Source organism: Providencia rettgeri (assembly GCF_023205015.1).
Taxonomy (GTDB): Bacteria; Pseudomonadota; Gammaproteobacteria; order Enterobacterales; family Enterobacteriaceae; genus Providencia; species Providencia rettgeri_E.
On the sequence record NZ_CP096258.1, the window covers coordinates 4,282,174 to 4,306,755 of the forward strand.

Here is a 24,582-nt window from a genome sequence, read left to right on the forward strand (position 1 = left end):
CTCCTTATTATTTAGTGAGATCTGGGGCAATTTGATTTTGTTTTTCCTGTTCCCGGCGGTACCAGTAGTAGGCACCTTTCGCTATCATTCTTAACTGTAATACCAGCCGTTCTTCGAGATTTCTGCGTTTTTCTTCATCGATATCAAGCGCTTCAGCACCTGCGCTAAAGACAATCGTAACCATCGCCTCTGCTTGCATTTCAGTAAAATGGCGAGGCATACGGCTTTCCAGTTCAAGGTAATCGGCCAATTCCGCAATAAAATGTTGAATTTCCCGAGCGACCGCTGCACGAAACTCAGCAGATGTTCCCGAACGCTCCCGCAATAATAACCTAAAGGCGTTAGGGTTATTACCAATAAACTCCATAAAAGTTGAGACTGATGTACGGATCACACTCCCGCCTTTTGCAATACGCTGCCTTGCTTGGCGCATTAGCTGACGTAACATCAAGCCACTTTCGTCGACCATCGTCAGCCCGAGTTCATCAACGTCCTTGAAATGACGGTAAAATGAAGTCGGTGCAATCCCAGCTTCACGCGCAACTTCCCGTAAACTGAGGCTAGTAAAACTCCGTTCAGCGCTTAATTGGCTAAATGCGGCTTCGACGAGTGAACGCCGAGTTTTTTCTTTTTGTTTTGCTCTAACGCCAATTGTGTTGCTCACGGTGATCCTAATTTCTTATCATAAAAGGTAAATGTAATAAGCATTACTCTTCGCCTAGCATACCTGAAATTTATGCATCTAGTTCAGAGAAAAATCGACTCTAGCGACAAATTACGCATTTTCAGAATTTCGCTTACCTAGGCCGTGTTTCCCTTCACCGCTTTCTTATATATAGAAGCAATCAATTTTCCCCTCTACCCTACCCGAACCGCAAAAAATAGATTTACCAAAAATGCACTCGATTTTCTGGCTTTCTTTTATAAAATAATTCCTCTCAGCATTTTGAATTGAGAGAAGGCGGCAAAATAAGCGAGTCCCTAGAGGCATACATAAGTATGTGACTAAGGTGAATAAGTGTAGCCAACGCTATATCAATTTGAAAGACGACGAGGAAATTAGGTGAAATAACCAACTAATGATAACATCTTGTTGTCATTTTGTTTTAGAGCAGGTCTTACCTCATGCAACTTACCCATTTTGATGCAATAGTCATTGGTTCCGGTCCTGGTGGTGAAGGCGCCGCCATGGGGCTGGTGAAACAAGGAAAAAACGTTGCTGTTATAGAACGTTATAATAATGTCGGCGGAGGCTGTACCCACTGGGGAACGATCCCCTCAAAAGCCCTCCGTCATGCAGTTAGCCGTATTATCGAATTCAACCAAAACCCTCTTTATAGTGATAACTCCCGTAGCTTGAGCTCCTCTTTTTCTGAAATTCTTCGACATGCTGAAACGGTAATTAGTCAACAAACACGCATGCGCCAAGGGTTTTACGAACGTAATGGTTGCCAAATGTTTTCTGGGGAAGCCACCTTTATCGATGAGCAACATATCAGTGTTCGTTACGCGGATGGTAGCTGTGATGTCTTAAGCGCAGATAAAATCGTGATTGCCACAGGCTCTCGCCCTTACTGCCCTTCCGACGTTGATTTCAACCATTCTCGAATCTACAACAGTGACACTATTCTCAACCTGACTCACGAGCCGCGCCATGTGATTATTTACGGTGCCGGTGTGATCGGTTGTGAATACGCCTCTATTTTCCGTGGATTAGGAGTTAAAGTTGATTTAATCAATACCCGCGATCATCTTTTGGCCTTTCTTGACCAAGAAATGTCAGATGCCTTGTCGTATCATTTTTGGAATAGTGGCGTTGTTATTCGTCATAATGAAGAATATGAAAAAATCGAAGGGGTCGAAGACGGTGTCATCGTCCACCTGAAGTCGGGTAAAAAAGTCAAAGCTGACTGTTTACTGTATGCGAACGGAAGAACTGGCAACACTGATAGCTTAGGTCTCGCTAATGTAGGAATAGAGTCTGACGGCCGCGGTTTAATTAAAGTCAATAAAGCATATCGCACCACAAATGAACATATTTATGCTGTTGGTGATGTTATCGGTTATCCAAGTTTGGCCTCTGCGGCCTACGACCAAGGCCGAATTGCAGCCCGGGCCATTGGTGGTAGTTTAGGTGATGCGCATTTAGTAGAAGATATACCAACAGGGATTTACACCATCCCTGAAATTAGCTCAGTGGGCAAAACCGAACAAGAATTGACGGCTATGAAAGTGCCTTATGAAGTCGGCCGCGCGCAGTTTAAACATTTAGCACGTGCACAAATTGCAGGTATGAATGTCGGTAGTTTGAAAATATTATTCCACAGAGAAACGTTACAAATATTAGGCATTCACTGTTTCGGTGAGAGAGCAGCTGAAATTATCCATATCGGCCAAGCTATCATGGAACAAAAAGGTGAAGGTAATACCATAGAATATTTCGTGAATACGACGTTCAATTACCCGACGATGGCGGAAGCTTTCCGTGTTGCGGCTTTAAATGGTTTGAATCGACTATTTTAATTCTTTTGTGATTTATGGTTGCCAATAACCTGGCAACCATCATCAACTAAAAAGTAATATTGGTGCTTTAATCTCTAAACTTTATTTTTATAATAGTTATCCATTGAGTTATAGATGGTCTCCGCTAATTGTTCATAGCGCCCACGTAGCGGTGAACCCGGGCGATAAACCAATACAATTGTACGTTTCGGCTCAGGCTCAATACAATTCAAATAACATACCCCATCACGACAAGCTTCATTTGGTACCGATAAATCAGGTAAAAGTGTAATCCCACTCCCTGCAGCCACCATATTTCTTAACGTTTCTAAGCTCGTTGCTCTGAAGTGTGTATCTTCTTTAGCGCCGGCTTGGAAGCAGAAACCCATCGCTTGGTCACGTAAACAGTGGCCATCTTCTAACATTAATAACTTTTCACCTGAAAGTTCGCTCATTTCAATCGTATCGCGATCATGCCATGGGTGACTTTCATAAATAGCCAGTTTCATAGGTTCTTCAAATAACGGTACGACAATAAAAGGTTCCGTTTCTTTAACTTCCGCCAAAATAGCGCAATCTAATTTACCGCTGTCTAACTGGGCTAATAATTGCTGAGTTTGCGCTTCATGCAAATAGATTTCTAATTTCGGGTGAGCTTGGTGCAATTGCGGAATAATATGAGGTAATAGGTATGGTGCAACGGTTGGAATTAAACCAATATGTAATGGGCCCGACATACTTTCCCCTTGGAGAGCAGCCATTTCTTGTAATACTTTAATTTCACGCAAAATAGTACGAGCTTGTTCAACCAATAATAAACCTTGTTGAGTAAAAAGAACTTTGCGACTGGTTCTTTCTAATAGCATGACACCAAGTTCTTCTTCTAATTTACGAATTTGACCACTAAGAGTAGGTTGGCTAACATGACAGGAATCCGCAGCACGTCTAAAGTGTTTATGTTCGGCGAGCGCGACGAGGTACTCTAAATCTCGAATATTCATATTTCTTTTCCTTTCGTGAATTCTCTGTCAAACCAAAGATAGATAATACCAATCACTATATCGATATTGTTTTGTTTTATCTATTAATAAATTGAAAAATGGCGAAAAACCTTCATTTTTTGAACAACGATCGCAATAAAACGAAATGAAATGTAACATTTAGAAATAAATCACATCTCCCGAATTGTCATTTAAAATTGATAGTAGTTAATTAATGATTAAATTTATTTATCATAAATACCTCCGCATAACATGCTAAACAAAGACGCCAACCACGTTTTTTAGATATAAACATCTGAAAATCGCCTCTTGGCATGGCTAAGCAAAGTCTTACTACCTATCCCAAATATGAAAACAACGCATATCGATATTAATAGATTAAGTGTATGACAAAAAGCATAGGTTTATTTAATCAACCCGGAAACTATGAATTCAAATAAGTAGGTAATTCGAGTAATACTGGGCTCATCAAAGTAGAGTATCAGTAAATGTTTCACCATCACTTCCATTAGGGCTTTTCGGAGCCCTTTTTATTATTACTCACAAAGAGAGTTATTGAAATTCAGTCATAATAGCTATTTTGGCTGATGAATAACCCCATTAAATATATCCTCACATACTCATCATTATATTCGCATCTAATAGAAGAAACATTTTGTTATATTTTCTTTCATTCTCTATTAAAGTTTGTAAGTTTTCATATAAAAGTAAATATAAATGATTGCCTCCTTTTCCCACCCCCTATTCTAAGTATTATTACAGCTTGATAACAGCAAGAAAAAACATAGAGAATGCAACCGTCATAAATCATATAACAACTTAATGAGCGGAATAAAAAACCACAATAAAGATGAAATTAAGATTATTTCACTAGCAAAATACAATCCTATAAATTTAAATCACAATGGAAGTCATTATGTTTTATTTATATTTTTAAACATTTCCTTTTTTAATTTTACACCTAAATCGCGTTTTTCAATTTATAATCTTTTCATCGAAAACATCAGGGAATACAGATTCACTATTATAATTTTCATTTAAGACCACACATATCTAATTTAAACATACAGCAAGTTGATTAATCAAAAATCAACAACGGGATACTATTATGAAAAATTCATTATCAAATATTCAAAAATTCGGTGTTCGTTCGCTTACTGCATTATTATTCGTTACCGCTGGCGCATCGATTAATGCCTATGCGAACAATGACCAACAAAATGGCGTTATTAATTTTTCTGGTGCGGTGGTATTCCCGCCTTGTTTTAATGATATCACTGACAAACACGTCACTTTAAACTGCTTAAATAACCAGTCTGATATGGTTGCCAACAAAATGAATTTAAATGACGTCAAAAACACACAAGGGTGGAAAGTGATTAATGATGGAAGAGGAGAGTATTCATATAACTGGGTGAATGAAGAAAAACAACTCGGAATGCTAACCATTAAATATATTTAAAAACAAACGCGTTATGGGGATCGGGGTAGTCATGCTACCCCCCATTTTATCTTCTACGGACAATCACAGCCCTAATCGAGTTTTTGCTTCCACAATGGCTTTTGCCACTTGCTTCTGAGAAACCCCACCTTTTGCTAATCGTTTATCTAAACAAGACTGCAGCGATAAAATTTCATAAACATCCAATTGAATAGTATCACTGAATTTTTGCAATTCACTGAGTGCCATTTCCTCTAAAGCTTTACCTTGCCCAATTGCGGCGACAACGGCTTCACCCACAATATGATGCGCTTCACGGAATGGGACACCTTTAGCAACGAGGTAATCAGCGAGTTCGGTTGCATTCGCATAACCTTGTTTTGCTGCATCTTCACAACGACTACGACGAATTTGAATACCATCAAGAACCAACGCAGCCATGTGCATGCAATCTAACCAAGTATCGAGTGCATCAAATAACCCTTCTTTGTCTTCTTGCATATCTTTGTTGTAAGCAAGAGGAAGTCCTTTTAGCGTCATCATCATACCTGTCAGTGCACCTTGGACACGCCCACATTTTCCGCGGATCAATTCCAATGCATCAGGGTTTTTCTTTTGTGGCATTAATGATGAACCGGATGTTACTTTGTCTGATAATTCGACAAAACCCGCTTCGCCACTATTAAAGAAAATTAAATCTTCCGCAAAACGAGATAAATGAACCATACCGATACTTGCGTTTGATAATAATTCAAGAACATGGTCTCTGTCTGAAACTGTATCCAAGCTATTGCGCGTTGCCGAAGCGAAACCTAACCAAGATGCGAGCTGTTCGCGGTCAATATCGTAAGCTGTACCTGCCAGCGCGCCACACCCTAATGGACTGACATCCAACCGTTTTAATGTATCTTGTAAACGACTTTCATCCCGCGCTAACATTTCGCTGTAGGCTAAACACCAGTGTGCAAACGTCACCGGCTGTGCGCGCTGCAAATGGGTATAACCTGGCATCACCGCGTCTTGGTTAGTTTCTGCGGTAATGACCAACGCTTTTTGTAATTCTGTCACCGCTTCAAGTAATAATGCGACTTGGTCTTTACACCACAATTTTAAATCTGTCGCCACTTGGTCGTTACGGCTGCGGCCAGTATGCAGTTTTTTGCCTAAATCACCCACTTTATCAATCAGTTTGCCTTCCACCCAACTGTGAATATCTTCCGCATCACTTTGCAGGATCATTTCAGGGTTATCTTGTACTTCTTTCAGTAAGATATTGAGCGCTTGTTCTAAAGTTTGTTGTTCGCTATCAGACAATACACCCACTGTGACCAGTGATTTTGACCATGCGACTGAGCCGATAATATCTTGCTGCGCTAAGCGATAATCGAAACGTAATGAATCATTAAATTGTTTGAACCGTTGATCCGCTTGTTGACTAAAACGCCCACCCCAAAGTGCCATAACTAATCCCTACCTGATTGATAAAATAAGTTTTTAACCCCGGCAGCGGCCTTGGCTGCCGGGAGACTACTATTTGATTTATTTCGCTTTGTTTTGTTCTTTCAGCGCACGGATACGTGAAGAAAGTGAATAAAGACGAATAAACCCACCAGCATGACTGTGGTCATAAACTTCATCTTCACCAAACGTCGCAAATTCTTCTGAATACAGGCTCTTATCTGCTTTTTTCTGGATTGCAGTTACTTGCCCTTTATATAATTTCAGAACAACTTCACCTGTCACATCTTGCGCTAATGATTCAGCAGCAGCTTGCAGTGATTGACGTAATGGGGCAAACCAACGGCCATCATAAACCACATATGACATTTCTAAGCCGAGTTGCTCACGCCATTTGTAGCTGTCACGGTCAAGCACCAGTTGTTCAATACCACGCAGTGCCGCCATCATGATGGTGCCTCCCGGGGTTTCATAGCAACCACGAGATTTCATCCCCACTAAACGGTTTTCAACGATATCGATACGGCCTACTCCGTGTTTTGCACCTAAGGTGTTTAATGTTTCTAAACAACCGAGTGGAGACAATGCTTGGCCATTTACCGAAACAACTTCGCCATGTTTGACACCAACAGTCACTAATTCAGCTTCATCTGGTGCATCTTGCGGGTCGACAGTCCATACCCAGCAATCTTGATTCGCCGCATTCCATGTGCTTTCTAAAACGCCACCTTCAGTAGAAATGTGCCATGCGTTTTCATCACGGCTATAGATTTTTTCAAGACTAGCTGTTGTTGGAATATTACGCTCTTTCAGATAATCGAGCAGCGCTTCACGGGAACGTAAATCCCACTCACGCCACGGTGCCACCACTTGTAACTGTGGAGCTAGAGCCGTATAAGTGCTTTCGAAACGGACTTGGTCATTCCCTTTACCCGTTGCACCATGAGCAACAGCATCCGCGCCCACTTTCAGTGCAATTTCTACTTGTGCTTTCGCGATGATAGGGCGAGCCATTGACGTACCTAATAAATAGCTACCTTCATATAATGCCCCCGTTTTTAATACAGGGTAGATATACTCTTTGATGAACTCTTCACGTAAATCAACTACATAGCATTCAGATGCACCTGATTGCAGAGCTTTTTTCTCTACGCCCACTAAGTCTTCACGATCTTGCCCTACATCCGCAACGAAGGCTACGACTTCGCAATCATCATAGTTTTCTTTTAGCCATGGAATAATTGCTGATGTATCCAGACCGCCTGAATATGCTAATACAATCTTTTTAATGCCCTTTTTCATAACGTACCTATCCGCTCAATTAATATGGTTATTCCATGGCTCATTTATGATGCCAAGATCCGAGTTCCAATCGCTGTTCCATTGAACAGCTCGGGAAGTTGTTCTGCATGACGCCAGCTTGCAATATCAACAGAACGTTGCAAAGCCGCCGCCGCGTCTAATGCCGCATTGACCTTCACAATCATTCCATCAGTAATAATTCCCTGCTCAATGAGCATTTGCGCTTTTTGTGTCGTCATTTCGTCAATTTTTTGACCTTTACCATCCAAAATACCGCTTACATCCGACAGTAAAACGAGATCTGCGTTTAATGCTTGGGCGATAGCGGTTGCGGCTTGATCCGCATTTACGTTCATCAGCTCACCGCCAGAGGTGATACCAATAGAGCTGATAATGGGTAAATAACCCGCCCCCAACAATAATTTCAATAACTTCGAATCGCCTGGTTTAGCATTACCGACATGGCCTAATTCTTCATTTAATTGTGTCACTGTGGCACTTTGACCATCACCGAGAGAAAGCCCTACAGCCGGAAGTTGATACTTTGTTGCCCATGCCAATAATGTTTTATTCGCCGTACCTGCTAATGCCCCTGTAATGATATCGATTTGGTCTGCAGGTGTGACTCGTAACCCCTGCTTTTTAACGACAGGTAATTGCAGTTTTTGCATCAATTCATCAACTAAACAGCCACCGCCATGCACAATCACCAACTCACGTTGATGGGCTTGGCGATAGGTTTGGATTGCTGTAAACAATTTTTCCAGCGCTTCAACGCTATCAAGTAACACACCGCCCAGTTTAATGACTAAGGGTTGCATGGGTTGTCCTTATTAAAGTAATGACTGAGTTTCATTAAAACCAAAACGAATATTCATGCACTGAACGGCTTGTGCTGCCGCACCTTTGAGTAGGTTATCTTCTGTACCGACTAAAATCAGGTGTTCACCATTCAATACATAGCCAATATCACAAAACGGTGTCCCTACTACCGATTTCAATGCAGGAACACCTTTTTCATATAGCCGCACTAACGGTTTATTTTGATAGGCATCGTTAAACGTTTGTGTGATTTTTTCTGCCGTCACACCCGTTTTTACTTTGCATGTAATCGTGGCAAGAATGCCCCGAGAGAAATTGCCTAAATGGGGAGTAAAAATAACCTCTCGACCTAAATGAGTCGCAATTTCTGGCTGATGGCGATGAGTAAAGATGCCATAAGGCTGCAAACTCACTTCACAAAAGCTGTTGGTCATCGAGGCTTTACGGCCTGCACCGGAAACACCGCTGGTGGCATTAATCACTGGCCACATCGCTTCATCCAGTAAATCTGCTTCAATCAGTGGTTTAAGGGCTAATTGGGAAACCGTTGGGTAACACCCTGGAACCGCAATCAACTGCGCTTGACGAATTTTATCGGCCTGCCATTCCGCTAAACCGTAAACTGCTTGCATTAGCCATTCAGTATTTGTATGTTCAAAGCCATAGTATTGCGTATAGAAGGCGGGATCTTGAACACGATACGCACCCGATAAATCGAACACAATACACCCTGCCTTGAGAAACTGAGGCGCGATGTCGTGGCTCACTTCATGTGCTGTGGCGAGAAAGACAACATCAATTCCTTTTGCCGCTTCTGCCACATCTGTTAATGGCAGGACAGGAAGGTCAATGATACCTTTATACTGAGGATGTAAATCAGAAAAACGTTTATTTGCATCGGCACTTTGCTTCGATACCATCAGCCCTTGAAGATTAACTTCAGGATGGCGTTGCAAATAAGCGGCCAATTCTGCTCCAGTATAGCCACTGGCCCCGATAATGAGTGTGTTCAACATATGCTTTCTACCTTGTACTCGTGACCCAAACAGTTTAATGTGTATTTTTATTCAAATAAAGTGCATGAATATTGATACTATTATGGATAAAGGCTGTCAACAGTGAATATTAAATTACCTGCATTTATTGAGATTTATCGTCAATTAATTGCCATTCCGTCGATTAGTGCGACTGATTCTCATTTGGACCAGAGCAATAAAGCCCTTGTTGAACTTCTCGGTGGGTGGCTAGAAACGTTAGGTTTTTCGGTCAACATTCAACCTGTGCCGGAAACACGTGATAAATATAATTTGCTTGCTTCCATTGGCGAAGGAAATGGTGGGCTGATGCTATGCGGTCATACTGACACCGTCCCCTTTGATGATGGACGTTGGAGCAAAAACCCGTTTGAACTGACAGAGCATGACGGTAAGTTATATGGGCTCGGAACCGCAGACATGAAAGGCTTTTTTGCTTTTATTGTTGATGCGTTACGCGATATGGATTTAACGCAGCTCAAACGCCCACTGCATATATTAGCCACAGCAGATGAAGAAACATCGATGGCTGGTGCGCGTTATTTTGCAGCCAGTACAGCATTAAGACCAGATTTTGCCATTATTGGCGAACCAACATCGTTGCAACCGATCCGCGCACACAAAGGGCATTTATCAAATGCTATCCGCATTACCGGGCAATCAGGTCATTCCAGTGATCCTGAGCGGGGTGTCAATGCGATTGAATTAATGCATGAATCAATTTCTCATTTAATGACACTGAGAAATACATTGAAAGAACGATTTAACAACCCTGCATTTGTCATTCCCTACCCGACGATGAACTTTGGTCATATTCATGGTGGTGATGCTGCTAACCGAATTTGTGGTTGTTGTGAATTACATATGGATATTCGCCCGCTGCCGGGGCTAACTTTGCAAGACTTAGATGAACTACTTAATGAAGCTCTTGAGCCGGTTAGTGCCCGTTGGCCGGGGCGCTTGACGGTTGAATCCATGCATCCGCCGATCCCTGGCTATGAATGCCCAACAGACCACAAGATGGTTGCAGTCATTGAGCAATTGTTAGGGCAAAAAGCGGATACTGTGAATTACTGTACTGAAGCACCGTTTATCCAAGAGCTCTGCCCAACGTTGGTTCTTGGCCCTGGTTCTATTGAGCAAGCACATCAACCGGATGAATTCATTGATATGCGCTTTATTGAGCCTACTCGCCAATTAATTAGCCAAATGATTGAGCACTTCTGTTTTACTGAGTAACTCGATCTTTTTCCTATTAAAAACGCGGCACTAAATTAGAGCCGCGTTTTTTGTCATGAATTATTTTCCTGTTCCCTTTGAAAAAATCTCAGCGTCATAATTTCATTTAAGTATTGACTATTGATGCCGTTCTGGTAATTTTATTTTAGACGTCTAAACGTATAGACGCACAAATGGATATAATAACGTACAAAAATAGTTAGTCTGCAAATTGCGAGGTTACAGGGTATGAGTTTTTTTCACGCGAATCAGCGCGAAGCGCTAAATCAAAATTTAGCTGAGTTAGACGGCCAAATTAATGTTTCATTTGAATTTTTCCCACCTCGCAGTGAAGAGATGGAGCAGACACTGTGGAAATCCATCGATCGACTCAAAAACCTGAAACCTAAATTTGTCTCTGTGACTTATGGTGCGAATTCCGGCGAACGCGACAGAACACACAGCATCATCAAAGATATTAAAGATAAAACCGGTTTGATTGCAGCTCCTCACCTAACTTGTATTGATGCAAGCCCTGATGAACTAAAGGCGATTGCTCGTGACTACTGGAATAATGGTATTCGCCATATTGTGGCACTGCGGGGTGATTTACCTGACAACAGCCGTAAACCGGATATGTATGCGGTTGATTTAGTTGAGCTATTAAAAGGCGAAGCGGATTTTGATATTTCTGTCGCAGCCTACCCTGAAGTTCACCCCGAAGCCAAAAGTGCGCAAGCTGATTTAATTAGTTTAAAAAAGAAGATTGATGCGGGCGCTAACCGTGCAATTACTCAATTTTTCTTTGATGTTGAAAGCTATTTACGTTTTCGTGACCGCTGTGTTGCGACTGGTATTGATGTGGAAATTGTACCGGGGATCTTACCAGTTTCTAACTTTCGTCAACTTGAGCGCTTCGCCAAACTCACTAATGTGCGCATTCCGGCATGGATGAGTAAAATGTATGAAGGGCTAGATAACGACCCTGAAAGCCGCAACCTTGTCGGGGCCTCTATTGCCATGGACATGGTTAAAATTCTTAGCCGTGAAGGCGTAAAAGATTTCCACTTTTATACATTGAACCGTTCTGAGCTCACCTATGCTATCTGCCATACTTTAGGCGTTAGGCCTTAATTTAACAGGATGGGGCATACTTTTGTCCCATCTCCCGGCTATTTTTTCTATATTTATAAATATCCGCCATTTTTCCAGACATAGAAAATATCCATTAACTGAAATTGACTATTCTCTTTTTTACAAAAGAAACCTTGTCTATATGGAAAATATCTCGATGTAATATAAAAATTAATGATACTCCTGAATTTTATTTCCACAATATAACTCATGTTATTATCTTTTATATTTTAAAATCGACACTTATGTAGTAAACACATTTAATAGCTAATGATATAAATTATTTTTGAATACAAGAGAAATAAAAATTAAATTTTAAGCATAATATTTAACATTAATGAAATATTATATTCCCATAAGTATTTATTTATTACCCAATAATTTACACCCAACAATCATCAAATTAAAACTCCTAAAAAACCAAATTAACAGAAATAAAAACCACATATATGTGATAGTTTAGTTAAATACTGCTATTTTTGACATCTAACTGAAAACAAAAGCCACTGTCGATAATATTATCTACAACCAAAATGATGACAAACCACCATTCACTCCGTTATTACTTTCTAATTTTGACAATTTTAATTGAATTATCTTTTTTATTTAATCCCTTTTGAATTTATAAAAAAGTCAGCGTATATTTAATATTGAGCTCAAGATTAATAGTATTTAATTACCACATGGTCATTGAGGAATTAAAACATGAGTAATAATGCATTAAATTCAAAATATAATGGAATAGATGATGTCTACGCATCATTAGAATTATCCAAATCATTACCGAAAACCAAATTTCCATTGAAAGAACAAGCACCACGTAACGTATTTAGTGCAGTACGCGATGAATTAATGTTAGATGGGAATTCACGCCAAAACTTAGCAACATTCTGCCAGACATGGGTTGATGATGAAATTCGCGATTTGATGGACTTATCTATCGATAAAAATATGATAGATAAAGACGAATACCCACAAACCGCTGAAATTGAAAACCGCTGCGTACACATGTTAGCGGATTTATGGAATTCACCCGATGCAGAAAATACCCTTGGTTGTTCAACCATCGGCTCCTCAGAGGCTGCAATGCTTGGTGGGCTCGCGTTAAAATGGCAATGGCGCAAAAAACAAGCTGCTAAAGGGAAACCGACTGATAAACCCAACTTAATTTGTGGCCCTGTTCAAATCTGTTGGCACAAATTTGCCCGTTACTTCGATGTTGAGCTCAGAGAGATCCCACTGGAAGGCGACCGCCTGATTATGACCCCGGAAGAAGTGCTCAAACGTGTCGATGAAAACACCATTGGTGTCGTGCCAACGTTAGGAGTGACATTTACCTGCCAATATGAACCTGTCAAAGCCGTACACGATGCGCTCGATAAACTGCAAAAAGAGACTGGTCTGGATATTCCAATCCATGTGGATGGTGCGAGTGGCGGGTTCTTAGCCCCATTTTGTGCTCCTGACTTAGAATGGGATTTCCGTTTACCACGGGTAAAATCCATTAATGCGTCAGGCCATAAATTTGGTTTAGCCCCATTAGGCGCTGGCTGGGTAGTTTGGCGTGAAGCAAAAGATCTTCCAGAAGAATTGATTTTTAATGTGAATTATTTAGGCGGTAACATGCCAACATTCGCACTGAATTTCTCTCGCCCTGGCGGTCAAATCATTGCTCAATATTATAATTTCTTGAGACTAGGCCGCGAAGGCTATGCAAAAATCCACAACGCTTGCTATGCAACTGCACAATACCTCAGCCGTGAAATTGAAAAATTAGGGCCATTTGAAATGATTTTTGATGGTAATAGCCAAACGGGTATCCCTGCACTAGCCTGGAAACTTAAAGAAGGCACAACCACCAGCAAATATTCCCTCTATGATATCGCAGACAAACTGCGTAGCCGTGGCTGGCAAGTTCCCGCCTATTCAATGCCAGCAAACCGTGAAGATCTTGTTATTCAACGTATTCTAGTACGTCATGGCGTCAGTTTAGATTTAGCCGCATTACTCATTGATGACTTCAAACGTACCTTAGAGTATTTCGATAAGCACCCCGTCAATAACCCGCTAACGGAAGAAGAAGGCGGCGGCTTTAATCACAGTTAATTCTTTTATTCATGATTGTGTTGTTAACGAGCCAAAGAGCCTTAGGTTCTTTGGCTCCTACTGAGATCCGCCCAGCAAAGGCAGATTGTTTATCGATTTGAGGAGAACTCGTATGGCAACAACGACAGCTCCAGCCGCAAAACAGCTCACATTACTTGGCTTTTTCGCCATTACTGCATCGATGGTGATGGCCGTTTATGAATATCCAACATTTGCGACATCCGGCTTTAGTTTAGTATTTTTTCTGCTATTGGGAGGATTATTGTGGTTTATTCCTGTCGCCTTATGTGCCGCAGAGATGGCGACCGTGGAAGGTTGGGAGGAAGGTGGTGTATTTGCGTGGGTTTCCAATACATTAGGCGAACGCTGGGGATTTGCCGCCATTTCATTTGGTTATTTACAAATAGCAATTGGCTTTATTCCTATGCTGTATTTCGTCTTAGGGGCGCTTTCTTATATTTTAAATTGGCCAGAACTTAATACAGACCCAATCACTAAAACGATAGGCGCACTTGTTATTCTCTGGGTATTGGCTTTCACCCAGTTTGGTGGAACCAAATACACGGCAACCATTGCGAAAGTCGGTTTCTTTGCGGGTATCTTACTTCCAGCGCTGATTTTAGTCTTTTTGGCAATCAGTTATTTAGTCAGCGGCTCTCCATTGGCCATTGAAATTAGTACCGAAACCTTTATTCCTGATTTCACCAAAATTGGCACGCTCGTGGTATTTGTCGCCTTTATTTTGAGCTATATGGGCGTTGAAGCCTCAGCAACTCACGTTAATGAGATGAAAAACCCCGGCCGAGATTACCCCGCTGCGATGTTTTTACTCATGATAGCGGCAATCTGTTTAAGTTCAATTGGTGGGTTATCGGTAGCCGCTGTGATCCCAAACAGTGAAATTAATTTATCTGCTGGCGTGGTACAGACATTCAATGTGCTTGTTACACACTTTAATTCCTCCCTTGAATGGGCCGTAAGAATTATTGCTGCATTATTATTACTTGGTGTGCTGGCTGAGATTGCTTCTTGGATTGTGGGGCCATCCCGCGGTATGTATGTCGCGGCACAGAAAGGCATTTTGCCGCAAAGCTTTGCCAAGGTGAATAAAAATGGCGTTCCGGTCACACTGGTGATTTCCCAGTTGCTGATCACAACAGTCGCGATTATCGTCCTCACCAATACTGGGGGCGGTGGTAATATGTCATTCCTTATTGCGCTAGCCTTAACGGTAGTTATCTATTTATGTAGCTATTTCATGCTATTTTTAGGTTATATGCAGTTAGTTTGCAAACAACCCGAGAAAAAGCGTGTTTTCAATATACCGGGGGGTAAAGGCATTAAAGTGCTCATTGCGTTAGTTGGCCTGATTGTTTCTATTTTAGCCTTTGTGATTTCATTCTTCCCACCAAGTTCTTTACCGAATGGTGCGAGTAATACCACCTATGTGACGTTACTTGCGGTTAGCTTTGTGATTATTTTCTTACTGCCCTTTGTTATTTATGCTTTCCATAACAAACAAGGCAAGAAAACTAATGTCTCTATGGTGCATATCAAAACGCATAATGCGCCAACTAACCATTTCTTTATTCACCCTCGAGCACGTTCTGCATATCACTTGATCCATCATGATAAGCCAGATGATAGCTCATCCAACTCGCATTGATCTGCAAAATGATAAGGGCTGCCAAATGGCAGCCCTTAAATTATGTAATGACTTTCAAATGAAGAAAACTAACCCGTATTACGCATTCCTGCAGCCACACCAGCTATCGTCACCATCAGTGCTTGCTCAACACGTGGGTCTGAATGCTCTTGTTGGCGAGAACGGTGTAAAAGCTCTGCTTGTAAGACGTTTAATGGATCCGTATAAACATTACGTAATGCAATAGATTCCGCTATCCAAGGTAAATCTGCCATGAGCGCTTCGTCTTTCGAAACCGCCAATACGCTTTTAATATCTTCAGACAACTGATCACGTAATTTTTGCCCCAATGGCCATAGCCGTTTTTCGACTAAACGGTGATCGTAATATTCCGCTAGCCATAAGTCCGCTTTTGCATAAACCATTTCTAACATCGCAATCCGTGTATTGAAGAATGGCCACTGCTGCCACATTTCATCAAGAACCGCTTGTTTACCTTCTTGCTCAATCACATGTTTGAGCGCTGCACCTGCACCTAACCACGCAGGTAACATTAAGCGGTTTTGTGTCCATGCAAAAATCCATGGAATAGCACGCAAGGTTTCCACTCCCCCCGTTGGACGCCGTTTTGCAGGGCGTGACCCAAGCGGTAACTTGCCAAGCTCTAATTCTGGCGTCGCGGCACGGAAATAAGGCACAAAATCTGGTTGCTCACGCACATAATCACGGTACATCGCGCAAGAAACATCAGATAGCGAATCCATCACGGACTTCCACTCATCTTTTGGCTCTGGTGGCGGTAAAAGGTTCGCTTCTAATATAGCACTAGCGTATAACGCAAGGCTGCTGATGGTCACTTGTGGTAAACCAAACTTGAAGCGGATCATTTCCCCTTGCTCAGTCACACGCAAGCCACCTTTTAAGCTGCCAGGTGGTTGAGAAAGTAATGCAGAATGCGCAGGCGCACCACCGCGGCCAATTGTGCCGCCTCGTCCGTGGAATAGCGTCAATGTCACGCCTTCTTTTTCGCACAACTTAATCAATGCATCTTGTGCGCGATACTGCGCCCATGAAGCTGCCATTACCCCTGCATCTTTTGCTGAATCTGAGTAACCAATCATCACCATTTGACGATCATCGATAAGCTCGCGATACCATTCAATGCTTAACAGCTTTGTCATCACACTTTCAGCATTATTTAAATCTTCCAGTGTTTCGAATAGTGGCGCGACTGGTAAGCGGACCGACGCCCCATTCTCTTTTAGCAATAGTTTAACGGCCAACACATCTGACGGGACTTTCGCCATTGAAATCACATACGCCGCGACAGAATCATTTTTGGCTTTTGCTATCACTCGGCACGTTTCAAATACTTCCTGAGTTTCCGCACTTGGTTGCCAATCTTGTGGGATCAGTGGGCGTAGAGATTGCAACTCAGCCAGTAAGAACTGTTGTTTTTCTTCTTCTGACCACTGAGCGTAATCACCCAACCCTAAATACTGGGTTAGCTCTGCAATGGCTTCTGTATGACGCGTACTTTCTTGGCGCACATCAATGCGTACCAGCTGTAAACCAAAGCTACGGATGCGACGTAAAGTATCCAAGAGCTGACCATTGGCAATAATTTTCATATTGCAGGCAATCAGTGACTGATAACATGCGTATAACGGGTCCCACAATTGCGCGTTATCTGTTAATAAATCGGCGGGAGGCAGCACTTGCTCACCTTTAACACGGTGCTCTAAATACTCTAGCGTCGAAAATAGTTGGCTCCGTAAATTTTTCGCAATTTGGCGATAAGGTTCATCAACATCATCTCCTCCTGCTAGCGCACGCAGTTCTGGCGTTGCTTCTGTCATCGACAACTCAGAAACTAACACCTGAATATCTTTTAAGAATAAGTCTGCCGCTTTCCAGCGACTTAGTAATAGAACTTGGCGAGTCACATCCGCAGTCACGTTTGGGTTACCGTCACGGTCGCCCCCCATCCATGATGTAAAGCGAATCGGATTGGCTTCAACGGGTAATACTGCGCCAATAGAATCTTCCAACTGCTCATTAAATTCACGTAAGAAAGCAGGAACCCCTTCCCATAATGAGTTTTCAACAACGGCAAAACCCCATTTCGCCTCATCTATTGGTGTTGGGCGAATTTTACGAATTTCATCGGTGTGCCATGATTGCGCCACCAATTGGCGTAAACGACGCATGATATTATTGCGTTCGTAATCCGCGATATCATCATGGTCAAGTTGTGATAAACAGTTGTTTACCTCAACCAACTTATGGATCAATGTACGACGGGCAATTTCCGTTGGGTGAGCCGTTAAAACCAGCTCAATTGAAAGCTGTTCAACCGCTTTTTGGATATCGCCATCAGAGAAATTTTTGCCTTTTAGTCGGCTAAACAGATTTTTTAGTGCCACAGGGTTACTTGCCGCTTCACCATGAGGCGAAATGCTGTGATATTGCTCCGCGACGTTTGTCAGGTTTAAGAATTGGTTAAAAGCCCTTGCAACGGGTAGCAATTCATCATTAGAGAGATTTTGTAATGTCATCAGCAACTTTTGGCGCTGAACTTCATTACCTGCACGAGAAGATTTTGAAAGCTTACGAATGGACTCAACTTTGTCGAGTATGTCCTCACCTAAAGCTTCCTTGATGGTATCGCCGAGTAGCTTACCCAGCATACTGACATTACTGCGCATTGCGGAATATTGCTGATTCATGAGACTCCTGACCTTGTGCTTCTGGCAGAATGCATTCCCGCACGGTTCACGGTTAACAGACTGCTACCTGTTTCCTGTAACTAAATTTCAGTCGGCTGCGTTAGAGTTGTTGTTTTGTGATGCAAACCGCTAAATTTACCCTTCAGTGTATATTCATATCAGAAAAAAATGACTTTGGGGGATTTTTCTGAAATTTAATTACAGTCTTATTTTTATTAATTTTTCTTATTTAAGTATTGTTTCAGCGCAATATATCGTCGATTCAGCACTTTTAAGACATGAATAATGTTTAAGAATTAAATCATCAGAATAAAAAACAGAAAATGAAAGGATAAATTAAAAATTTTCATGATGCATTGATGCCCCCAATACCATAGGGAACACCAATGCGATTGAAAAATGATTATAAAAGTTGGGAGAGTCGGTTAAGATCAGACTGAATAGCACCCGCAGTCACATCACGCCCAGCGCCAGGGCCACGGATCACTAATGGGTTGTCTCGATACCACCGACTTTCGATAGCAAACACATTGTCGCCGGGTAATAATGAGGCCAGAGGATGTTCCGGTTTCACGGCTTCCACGCCCACTTTTGCTTTACCTTTTACCGCATCAAACCGCGCCACATAACGTAACACTAGCCCGAGTTCTTGCGCAGCTTCTAAGCGCTGCTGCATTTGTTCATTAATAACAGCACTGTTTTCGAAAAACTCATCCAAGGAGCCCGTTTGTGCTTGCTTTGGTACTAAAGATTCAACTCGCACATCATCCGGCTCAATATCATAACCCGCTTCACGGGCTAAAATAATTAATTTCCGCATGACATCTTGCCCCGATAGGTCAATACGTGGGTCTGGTTCAGTTAACCCTTGCTGCCAAGCTTGCTCTACTAGCTCACTAAATGGAATGGAGCCGTCAAACTGTAAAAATAGCCATGATAAGGTTCCCGAAAAAATACCACTGATACTCAGGATAGAATCACCGCTTTCTTTTAAGTCCCTAACCGTATAGTTAATCGGTAACCCAGCCCCTACTGTCGCGTTATATAACCAATGGCGGCCTGTTTTTGAAAATGCATCGCGAATTTGACGATACTGTGCCGTTTGCGCTGCACCTGCGATTTTATTTGCGCTGATCACATGAAAACCATAACTCGCAAAATCAACATAGTTATCGGCCAGTGTTTCACTTGCGGTGACATCTAACACCACGAGATCATCATAAGGGTGGGAACGCATCCATAAAAATAGGTTATCATCCTCATGTTCTACCGCTTCATCATCAAAGAAAGCCAGTGCACGACTTGGGTCAATCCCTTGGTAATTCAGTAAGCTACGGCGGCTGTCTACTACGCCTGCTAAGACAAAATCAAAGTCACTACGTGCCGAAATCTTGTGTTGTTCCGCATCAAAAAGCTCTAGCCAACGCGCGCCAATATTTCCTTTACCAAATAGCACTAAACCAATGCGTTTTTCTGCACGGAATAAGCTCTGATGCATACCTTTAATGAGGTGTTCCGTTTGGTTAGAGCGCAATACCGCCACTAAACTGATAGCGTCTTCTGAGTGCCAAATAAATTCAACCGGTTGCCCTTTCAGTTCCTCATAAAAACGGTGGCTATGTAACGGTTTTTTACACACCCCCGCACCGACTAATGCCACCAGAGAAAAACCTTCTCGTAGTGATAATGCCCCCGGCAAACCGGCTTCTTCAAGAGCATTTAAGGCACTTTCGACAATTTCGGAGGTATAACATAATTGCAGTAAAGAACGATCATGATGAATACCGCGAGCCAAAGGACGTAATTGAGCACGTTTAAGTAATAAGTCCACATCTTTACAAATTTGTTTAAAGTCACGCCCTGTAGCGATGTGCAATTCGATTAAGCACACATCATCATGGCTAGTGACAATTTTTGCTCCTGCACCTGACGCAAGTACCCGCTCAATTTTTGTTGAACCTTGTTCAGGCTGATAGCTGCACCTTAATTGCAAATCAATATTGCTCACGGAAACAGGCTGTAAAGTGCGTGTGTGTAAAACAGGTGCCGCCAAACGTGCTAATTCACTGGCCTCATCTAGGCGCAATAAGGGTAACAAACAGGCATCTTTCACCTTGCGAGGGTCCGCGCTATATACCCCAGCAACATCACTCCAAATCGTGACTTTTTCAACACCAGCCAACGCGCCAACTTGTGTTGCAGAATAGTCACTCCCATTACGCCCAAGCAGTACTGTTTCACCTTGCTGATTACGCGAAATAAAGCCTGTCACGACAATACGTCTGTTCGGTAACTGAGTTAACTGCTGTTGCAATAAATAGCGTGATTGGATTTCATCAACCTGTGGTTGGGCCGCGCGTTCAGCGCGTAAAAATAAGCGTGCATCTAACCAAGCGCTCATCATACCTGCCTGTGCAAGCACTTCAGCCATGAGACGCGCAGACCAAATTTCACCATGGCCGACCAATTCTGCATAAGTCGCATCATTTGTGGGTTGATCCAGCAATGCGCTTAAACGCTCTAAATCGTGAATAAATAATTGGCTTAATTCTATGGCTTTCTGTTCGGGCAAAAGAGATTCAATTAAATCAAGTTGATAACAGCGTAATGACTGTTGAGCTTGATGAGCTGAAATACGGTCACTTTGGCTTAATTTCAACCAATTAATCAACTGATTGGTTGTACTACCCGCGGCAGAAACCACCATTAAATCACCGGGTTGGCTATAGTTTGCCATAATTGTTGCAACGCGTTGATAGCACTTTGCATCGGCTAAACTGCTGCCCCCAAACTTATGTAACTGGCGGTGGCAAGGAGCCACCTCAACCGCTGTTAGTACACTCATCAAAAAACTCCGCTAACGTTGTGCCGCAACCTTAAATGCGTGGTCTAAGTCTGTGATTAAATCCTGAGAGTCTTCAATTCCCACTGAAATTCTTAGCAAGCTATCTGTGATCCCCGCTTGCGCACGGGCTTCTACTGACATACCTGCATGCGTCATTGTCGCGGTATGGGAAATCAATGTTTCCACACCACCTAATGACTCCGCTAATGTAAACAAGCTGAGAGAGCGAAGAAAATGGCGAAGTTGTGACTCATCACCTGCAAATTCAAAACTCAGCATCGCTCCAAAGCCTTTTTGTTGTTTTACTGCTATTTCGTGCCCGGGGTGATCTTCTAACGCAGGATAATACAATTTTTTCACTAAAGGCTGTGATTTAAGATATTTTACGATCTCTTGTGCATTTTGCTGTTGCTGTAATACACGTGGAGATAACGTTCTGATACCTCTCAAGAGTAGATAGCTATCAAAAGCGCCCCCAGTAACACCAATATTATTCGCCCACCAAGCAAGCTCTATTACCCACTTTTCTTCTTTCGCAATCACCACTCCTGCAACGATATCAGAATGGCCATTCAGGTATTTAGTGCATGAATGCACCACAAAATCTGCGCCGAGTGAAAGAGGCTGCTGCAAAATTGGGCTTAAAAAAGTATTATCGACAACGACTAATGCCCCTACATCATGGGCTAACTGGGCAATATGCTGTATATCAAAAATTCTTAATAGTGGGTTACTTGGTGTTTCGATTAACACTAATTTGGGTTTTTTCGCTAATGCTGCCTGCAATGCAGATTCATCACTTTGGTCGACAAATTGCACCTGATAAGCCCCACGCTGGTTTTGGCTATTAAATAACCGGTAGCTTCCACCGTAACAGTCATGTGGCGCAACGAGTAAATCCCCCGGTTGCAGAAAAACGGTACATAACAAATGAAGCGCAGACATCCCACTGTTAGTTAGTACCGAACCACTCCCCCCCTCAAGTTGTGCCAATGTTTTTTGCACAATATCACGCCCTGGGTTTCCACGACGTGAATAATCATGAGCTCTCGGTTCATTAAAGTCAGTAAAATTATAGGTACTGGATAAATAAATGGGAGGCACTACGCAACCAAATTGTTGATCTTCATTTAATCCATTATGAATTGCGATAGTTGACGGCTTGTAAGTCATAAACGCTTCTCCTGAACAGTGATAGGCTAAATCATACCCATCGGATATTTGGACGTCAATATATCTAGACGTCTAAACCTCTTTACGTTTATATCAACTAATGGAATAATCAACCTTAATTATGATGTGTAAATTGATAGTCAATCACACAAATCAGCTTAACTTACTCATTTCACAAAAAATATTGTGATAAACTAAGTTAAGTGTCGTCACGTTTGTATGCAGTTCTTCATCCTTGAAAGCTTAGATTAAGTTTCTATTAAAAAGAATGTGCATATTATTTTTAATTATTACTGAAAATATCCAAGGTATCCCATGGCTGAATGGAATGGTGAGTATGTCAGTCCGTATGCTGAACATGGCAAAAAGAGTGAGCAAGTTAAAAAAATCACAGTATCTATCCCATTAAAAGTACTGAAAATTTTAACTGATGAGCGGACTCGTCGTCAGATTAACAACTTACGCCATGCCACTAACAGTGAACTCCTGTGTGAAGCTTTTTTACATGCATTCACAGGCCAACCACTGCCAAATGATGAAGATTTGCGTAAAGAGCGTAATGACGAGATCCCTGAAGCAGCAAAAGAAATTATGCGTGAATTAGGTATCGACCCGGAAACGTGGGAATATTAATTTCCATTTGCTACGCCTGTATTTCCTAATTTTAACTACGTCGCAAGCCTTGCGGCGTAGTTCCCCCCCCCCTACTTTTCCCAAATACCGATAAATTAGTTTAGATTCAACTAGAACTAAATAGGTTCTTACTCATTTGCCAAACCTGATTCATTAACATTAAACACGGTTAAAATTAACAGGATAACACTTTAGCTTTTTGTGCTTTTTTATGTTTTAGTTCTATTTGATTAACTAATTTAATATTTTAGTAGCTATTTGTTTTGTTTATCAATAACAGAGTAATTTAACTTAAATCAATTGAAAATTATGCCATATAATAGATAAGGATATTTAACTAACTATTAAATGGTAAATAAGCAATGAAAAAAGTAATTTTAGCTTCTCTTTTAAGCCTTACGTTTAGTGGTCTGGCTATGGCATCTGGTAATGGTTTTTATGTTTCTGGAAAATTAGGTACATCTATTCTTAAATTATCAGACCAGAAATGGGAAGAATCAGATGTAGGTTTTTATGAAAGCTATAACAACGGCAGCAAAACCAAGGCAGTATTCGGTGGTGGTATTGCATTAGGTTATGACTTATATGATATGACATCTCTTCCGTTGCGCGCTGAATTAGACATTACACTAAGAGGTAAAGCTTCATCTAAACATAATCTTTTCTATGAAAACAATAGTTTCTTTACCGCTTCAGATGACATTAAAAACGATATCACATTAAATACCTTCATGGTTAATGCTTATTATGACTTCAAAAATGAAACCAATTTTACCCCTTACGTATCCGTTGGATTAGGTTTAGCAAGTATTAAGCATAAATCTAGTTATTCATACGAAGAAAAAAGCCATCAGGGTATGTACTATGGTTATGATTCATTATCTAAATCGAAAACCAACAGTAACTTTGCTTGGAGCTTAGGTTTAGGTTCACAATATGCAATTAATGATAACCTTTCATTAGATTTAAGCTATCGTTTCTTAGATGCTGGCAAATCTGACGTAAGCTATAAAGATGATGGCGAAACGCTCAAGTCTAAAGTGAAAGTACGTAGTAATGACATCATGTTTGGTGTGCTTTACCGTTTCTAACGGCTTATTTTAGGCATTAAAAAAGGGAAACTCAGTTTCCCTTTTTTTCGCATTTCACAAGTTCGATTATTTTTTAGAACCTGGGATGCTGAAACGTTGGTTGAAGCGATCAACACGACCACCAGTCGCAACATCACGCTGTTTACCAGTATAGAACGGGTGGCAGTTACCACAAACGTCCAGGTTCAGCGAGTGACCAGCAGTTGAATTAATTTTCATTACATTACCGCAAGAACAAGTTGCAGTAACTTCTTCGTATTTAGGGTGAATACCTTTTTTCATGGGAGAACCTCTATTAAGGCCGTGTCGCCATTCCAGCCCTAACGCCGGACACCACACGTCGTGTTGATTGAATTTAATATATTGGTAAAAATAGATACCAAAGGCGGCGGATCATACAGAAATTCTGTTTATCACGCAATGAAAACCGAGTAAATTTTGTGGTACT

General features: G+C 41.6%; 18 protein-coding genes. 8 read left to right on the forward strand and 10 right to left on the reverse strand.

Annotation, left to right across the window (positions count from 1 at the left end; genetic code table 11):
• Window positions 1-7 precede the first annotated feature (7 nt).
• Window positions 8-664, reverse strand: a complete 657-nt coding sequence (fabR, locus tag M0M83_RS19710) for an HTH-type transcriptional repressor FabR (protein WP_125893446.1) — start codon at window positions 662-664, stop codon at window positions 8-10.
• Window positions 665-1,125: 461 nt separating this feature from the next.
• Between fabR and sthA the strand changes: the two genes are divergently transcribed.
• Window positions 1,126-2,523, forward strand: a complete 1,398-nt coding sequence (sthA, locus tag M0M83_RS19715) for a Si-specific NAD(P)(+) transhydrogenase (protein ID WP_125893448.1) — start codon at window positions 1,126-1,128, stop codon at window positions 2,521-2,523.
• A gap of 74 nt (window positions 2,524-2,597) precedes the next feature.
• On the opposite strand, the gene oxyR is transcribed toward sthA, so the two are convergent.
• Window positions 2,598-3,503 (reverse strand): DNA-binding transcriptional regulator OxyR, encoded by a 906-nt coding sequence (gene oxyR, locus M0M83_RS19720; RefSeq protein ID WP_125893450.1) that lies wholly within the window; start codon window positions 3,501-3,503, stop codon window positions 2,598-2,600.
• A gap of 1,108 nt (window positions 3,504-4,611) precedes the next feature.
• Between oxyR and M0M83_RS19725 the strand changes: the two genes are divergently transcribed.
• Window positions 4,612-4,965, forward strand: coding sequence for a hypothetical protein (locus tag M0M83_RS19725; protein WP_125893452.1), 354 nt, complete (start codon window positions 4,612-4,614; stop codon window positions 4,963-4,965).
• 63 nt (window positions 4,966-5,028) lie between these two features.
• Here M0M83_RS19725 and argH read toward each other — a convergent pair whose 3' ends face one another.
• From argH to argC, 4 genes are all read right to left on the reverse strand, one after another.
• A complete protein-coding gene (gene argH / locus M0M83_RS19730; protein WP_248467226.1) occupies window positions 5,029-6,405 on the reverse strand; it encodes an argininosuccinate lyase in 1,377 nt (458 codons plus the stop codon).
• 78 nt (window positions 6,406-6,483) lie between these two features.
• Window positions 6,484-7,704, reverse strand: coding sequence for an argininosuccinate synthase (locus tag M0M83_RS19735; RefSeq protein WP_125893456.1), 1,221 nt, complete (start codon window positions 7,702-7,704; stop codon window positions 6,484-6,486).
• 44 nt (window positions 7,705-7,748) lie between these two features.
• A complete protein-coding gene (gene argB, locus M0M83_RS19740; protein ID WP_248467227.1) occupies window positions 7,749-8,525 on the reverse strand; it encodes an acetylglutamate kinase in 777 nt (258 codons plus the stop codon).
• A gap of 12 nt (window positions 8,526-8,537) precedes the next feature.
• Window positions 8,538-9,542, reverse strand: a complete 1,005-nt coding sequence (gene argC / locus M0M83_RS19745) for an N-acetyl-gamma-glutamyl-phosphate reductase (RefSeq protein ID WP_213914536.1) — start codon at window positions 9,540-9,542, stop codon at window positions 8,538-8,540.
• Between the two features lie 102 nt (window positions 9,543-9,644).
• Here argC and argE point away from each other — a divergent pair, with 102 nt between their 5' ends.
• From argE to gadC, 4 genes are all read left to right on the forward strand, one after another.
• Complete coding sequence (argE, locus tag M0M83_RS19750; protein ID WP_125893462.1) at window positions 9,645-10,799, forward strand: acetylornithine deacetylase; 1,155 nt, start codon at window positions 9,645-9,647, stop codon at window positions 10,797-10,799.
• Between the two features lie 228 nt (window positions 10,800-11,027).
• Window positions 11,028-11,912, forward strand: a complete 885-nt coding sequence (gene metF, locus M0M83_RS19755) for a methylenetetrahydrofolate reductase (protein ID WP_110731562.1) — start codon at window positions 11,028-11,030, stop codon at window positions 11,910-11,912.
• Between the two features lie 705 nt (window positions 11,913-12,617).
• Window positions 12,618-14,018: a glutamate decarboxylase gene (locus M0M83_RS19760; protein ID WP_125893466.1), complete on the forward strand. Its 1,401-nt coding sequence runs from the start codon at window positions 12,618-12,620 to the stop codon at window positions 14,016-14,018.
• A 112-nt stretch (window positions 14,019-14,130) separates the two neighbouring features.
• Window positions 14,131-15,684: a glutamate:gamma-aminobutyrate antiporter gene (gene gadC, locus M0M83_RS19765; protein WP_125893468.1), complete on the forward strand. Its 1,554-nt coding sequence runs from the start codon at window positions 14,131-14,133 to the stop codon at window positions 15,682-15,684.
• Between the two features lie 68 nt (window positions 15,685-15,752).
• Here gadC and ppc read toward each other — a convergent pair whose 3' ends face one another.
• The 3 genes from ppc to metB all read right to left on the reverse strand — a co-directional run bounded on the left by ppc (window position 15,753) and on the right by metB (window position 22,410).
• A complete protein-coding gene (gene ppc, locus M0M83_RS19770; RefSeq protein WP_248467228.1) occupies window positions 15,753-18,392 on the reverse strand; it encodes a phosphoenolpyruvate carboxylase in 2,640 nt (879 codons plus the stop codon).
• 403 nt (window positions 18,393-18,795) lie between these two features.
• Window positions 18,796-21,237 carry a bifunctional aspartate kinase/homoserine dehydrogenase II gene (locus M0M83_RS19775; protein WP_248467229.1) on the reverse strand — a complete coding sequence of 814 codons (2,442 nt, stop codon included), beginning with the start codon at window positions 21,235-21,237 and terminating at the stop codon, window positions 18,796-18,798.
• A 12-nt stretch (window positions 21,238-21,249) separates the two neighbouring features.
• Window positions 21,250-22,410, reverse strand: a complete 1,161-nt coding sequence (metB, locus tag M0M83_RS19780) for a cystathionine gamma-synthase (protein WP_248467230.1) — start codon at window positions 22,408-22,410, stop codon at window positions 21,250-21,252.
• Between the two features lie 315 nt (window positions 22,411-22,725).
• On the opposite strand from metB, the gene metJ reads away from it, so the two are divergent.
• Entirely contained in the window at window positions 22,726-23,043 is a 318-nt protein-coding gene (gene metJ, locus M0M83_RS19785) for a met regulon transcriptional regulator MetJ (protein WP_004265315.1), read from the forward strand.
• Window positions 23,044-23,405: 362 nt separating this feature from the next.
• A complete protein-coding gene (locus tag M0M83_RS19790) occupies window positions 23,406-24,134 on the forward strand; it encodes an outer membrane protein (RefSeq protein WP_213914542.1) in 729 nt (242 codons plus the stop codon).
• Between the two features lie 66 nt (window positions 24,135-24,200).
• Here the strand turns inward: M0M83_RS19790 and rpmE are convergent, their stop codons facing one another.
• Window positions 24,201-24,416, reverse strand: coding sequence for a 50S ribosomal protein L31 (gene rpmE / locus M0M83_RS19795; RefSeq protein ID WP_004265313.1), 216 nt, complete (start codon window positions 24,414-24,416; stop codon window positions 24,201-24,203).
• Window positions 24,417-24,582 lie beyond the last annotated feature (166 nt).

Bases quoted from the DNA above. Each gene is read 5' to 3' on its own strand.
- metB (WP_248467230.1), bottom strand. From the start codon at position 22,410: ATGACTTACAAGCCGTCAACTATCGCAATTCATAATGGATTAAATGAA.
- argH (WP_248467226.1), bottom strand. From the start codon at position 6,405: ATGGCACTTTGGGGTGGGCGTTTTAGTCAACAAGCGGATCAACGGTTC.
- metJ (WP_004265315.1), top strand. From the start codon at position 22,726: ATGGCTGAATGGAATGGTGAGTATGTCAGTCCGTATGCTGAACATGGC.
- ppc (WP_248467228.1), bottom strand. From the start codon at position 18,392: ATGAATCAGCAATATTCCGCAATGCGCAGTAATGTCAGTATGCTGGGT.
- sthA (WP_125893448.1), top strand. From the start codon at position 1,126: ATGCAACTTACCCATTTTGATGCAATAGTCATTGGTTCCGGTCCTGGT.
- metF (WP_110731562.1), top strand. From the start codon at position 11,028: ATGAGTTTTTTTCACGCGAATCAGCGCGAAGCGCTAAATCAAAATTTA.
- M0M83_RS19735 (WP_125893456.1), bottom strand. From the start codon at position 7,704: ATGAAAAAGGGCATTAAAAAGATTGTATTAGCATATTCAGGCGGTCTG.
- rpmE (WP_004265313.1), bottom strand. From the start codon at position 24,416: ATGAAAAAAGGTATTCACCCTAAATACGAAGAAGTTACTGCAACTTGT.
- gadC (WP_125893468.1), top strand. From the start codon at position 14,131: ATGGCAACAACGACAGCTCCAGCCGCAAAACAGCTCACATTACTTGGC.
- M0M83_RS19760 (WP_125893466.1), top strand. From the start codon at position 12,618: ATGAGTAATAATGCATTAAATTCAAAATATAATGGAATAGATGATGTC.
- argC (WP_213914536.1), bottom strand. From the start codon at position 9,542: ATGTTGAACACACTCATTATCGGGGCCAGTGGCTATACTGGAGCAGAA.
- M0M83_RS19775 (WP_248467229.1), bottom strand. From the start codon at position 21,237: ATGAGTGTACTAACAGCGGTTGAGGTGGCTCCTTGCCACCGCCAGTTA.
- M0M83_RS19725 (WP_125893452.1), top strand. From the start codon at position 4,612: ATGAAAAATTCATTATCAAATATTCAAAAATTCGGTGTTCGTTCGCTT.
- M0M83_RS19790 (WP_213914542.1), top strand. From the start codon at position 23,406: ATGAAAAAAGTAATTTTAGCTTCTCTTTTAAGCCTTACGTTTAGTGGT.
- oxyR (WP_125893450.1), bottom strand. From the start codon at position 3,503: ATGAATATTCGAGATTTAGAGTACCTCGTCGCGCTCGCCGAACATAAA.
- argB (WP_248467227.1), bottom strand. From the start codon at position 8,525: ATGCAACCCTTAGTCATTAAACTGGGCGGTGTGTTACTTGATAGCGTT.